This window comes from Parerythrobacter lacustris, from assembly GCF_024626475.1.
Taxonomy (GTDB): Bacteria; Pseudomonadota; Alphaproteobacteria; order Sphingomonadales; family Sphingomonadaceae; genus Parerythrobacter_A; species Parerythrobacter_A lacustris.
The window spans coordinates 1-2,440 of sequence record NZ_JANKHH010000012.1 but is presented as its reverse complement, the minus strand read 5'-3'; the positions used below and the strand labels follow the sequence as shown (position 1 = coordinate 2,440).

The window sequence follows — 2,440 nt, the reverse complement described above, 5'->3', positions numbered from 1 at the left end:
CGCTCAGCAAATACGGATAATCCATAGCCAACGCCTCCTTGACGCTGCCATTGAATCAACCAACCATGCCTCTTGCAAGCGATTTAATAGGTCCTGACCCTAGTCATCAAAGGGCGCAGTTCGCTCGCTTAACCTTGAATTGGTGGGGGAATTTCACAATGCGCGGCAAAACAAACGTGAAGCTAGCGGGTGTCGCTGGATTGGCAATTCCGCTCGCCGCCATGGTGGCCGGTTGCGCATCGATCGATACCGGGGTGGTTGATTATCGTCGGGCAGAACCTCCGACCAATGTTGCCCAAGTCATGGCAAACTACCCGACGCGCGATTGCGTACCTGAAGAAAGAGCCAATAACCGACCTCAGGCATGCGATCCTCTGCTTGGTGCCAGACTTTTTCGCAAGAATGTGTCTCGCCAGCCGGGCTTCCAGAGGAACGATGTCTATTCAATCCGACTCGATCACGGCTTTATCGATTTCACCGCCGAGTTCGGCTTCACTCCTGGCAACCTGTCCGGCGGGCGAAGCCCTTTTCGATCCAACGCCGAGATCGTAATCTTGGCGCGGGCGTTCGAATTCGGCGCGAAGGAAGCTAAGGCAGCCGAAGGTACCGAACAAAGTCAATCGTCCAATGAGGCGGCCTTTCTCGACCTGGATTCGGCCAGCCTCAACTCGGCGCGCGTCATTTATTACAGCCCGGACGTTGAAAACGAACAATCGCTGAACTTCAGCAATATCCCGATTGTCGCGCCGACCTCCTACAACGGCAGGCCGATCGGTATTCAGATCATCGTTCTTGAGCTCGATCAGATCAGCACGCAGATGACCGGCCTGCTAAGCAGTCTGGCAAGTCTTGGTCAAACGGCGGGTTCGTTACCGACCGGCCCCGCCGCCGACATCTTGACCGAACTGGGCAAGTCTCTGCTCGAGTCGAACCAAGACGATATAATCTTCGAATATCGCTTCGTGCTCGACCAGTCGTCAGCAGGGAACGAGTGGCGCTACCCGTCATTCGAGGATGGCAGGTATGTGCTGAGACGAATGCATCACCGTGATAAAGACATGGTGTGGCGAAACCTGATCCTCGATCACAACACCGGTCAGCTATTCTACTATACCGATCCTACAACGGAAACTCATCCCGAACTGGACAGCGCCATTGATGCCATCGGAGAGGCCGCAAAATGGCAGGAAATTGCAGAGCGCAGCGCCGCTCGTTTGGTCGATACCGCAGTTGCGGTTCAACGACAGCCCGATAACGAGGCGCTCAGAAAAGCTCACTTGCGCGCGGCCGAGGATGCGAAAAGAGATGTTGAAGCAGCAAGCAAAGCATCGACCACCGCGAAAGGCGTATTGGCGGCAATCGCGAGTGATTCGTCTACACCCAAATTCACCGTGGCGCTTGCCGCTGTAACTTCGGTCGTAAGCGACGCGGAAAGATCTGCAACTCTTGCGAAAACCAATACGGCCGATGCTGAAACCAGAGCGCGAGAACTGGCAAATGCGAATTCGGGTGAAGGGCCGACAAAGGCAACCGCAGCAAATAACGCTTCGAGTGCCGCCCATTCAAGCCAGACGGCTACCAGCGCCATGTGGGCATCCGCTTCGGCACGCTCTTCGGCTTTGCAGCTTGCGCTGCAGCAAGACAACATTCGCGACGGGCGGTATCGGCCTTACCGCCAAGACACCTACTTTACTATCAACATCATCAAACATAGCGGGACCGAAGCGGAGGCAGTCTATGCGTTTCGCACGTTCGAGAATCTGAAGTCCGCAACGGCAGCCGATGCCAACAGACTCGATACGACAATAAGCACAATTCAAGCTAATGTTGCTAGCCGGACTAAGGATGCCCGCGGCGATGCGGCAGTCCGCGACCTGACCGCTCTGTGGGAGTCGATCACAGGATTAGCTCAACGCGTGGGAAGCACCAAGCCCGACGCAGCTGGGCTTGACCAGTCTTTCTGCAGGCCAATTCCAGGACTTCAGAATCAGCACTTTCAAAGCAGCAACAAGCTGGCCCAAGAACTAAATAGTTTCAAACAGAAGTGGGATGAAACAGTAAACTTAGATCCTAGTGAAGTGCGGTTCGGAGCAAATGACAGACTTCGAGTTGCAGGAAATGTCGGTGGATTCTTTGCTGCCCTCTATAGCGAGGCCAATATAAAAAAAACAAGTGATACATCCTTTGTCGTTGTCACGAAGGATGATTTCACATCCGCCGCTACGTTTAATACATTTGTGCAACAGGAAATCGAAGATCGTACTGTCGATTACGCTAATCTATTCGTGCCAAAGGACTGTGCCTCCGCGATTGCTGCCGGTATTGCAGAGCCGCTCTAGGGTCAGGACCTATTAAATCGCTTGCAAGAGGCATGGTTGGTTGATTCAATGGCAGCGTCAAGGAGGCGTTGGCTATGGATTATCCGTATTTGCTGAGCGAG

General features: G+C 53.9%; 1 protein-coding gene. It reads left to right on the top strand.

Annotated features, from left to right (window positions below):
* Positions 1 to 158 precede the first annotated feature (158 nt).
* Positions 159 to 2,339, top strand: a complete 2,181-nt coding sequence (locus NSO95_RS15255) for a hypothetical protein (protein ID WP_257597198.1) — start codon at positions 159 to 161, stop codon at positions 2,337 to 2,339.
* Positions 2,340 to 2,440 lie beyond the last annotated feature (101 nt).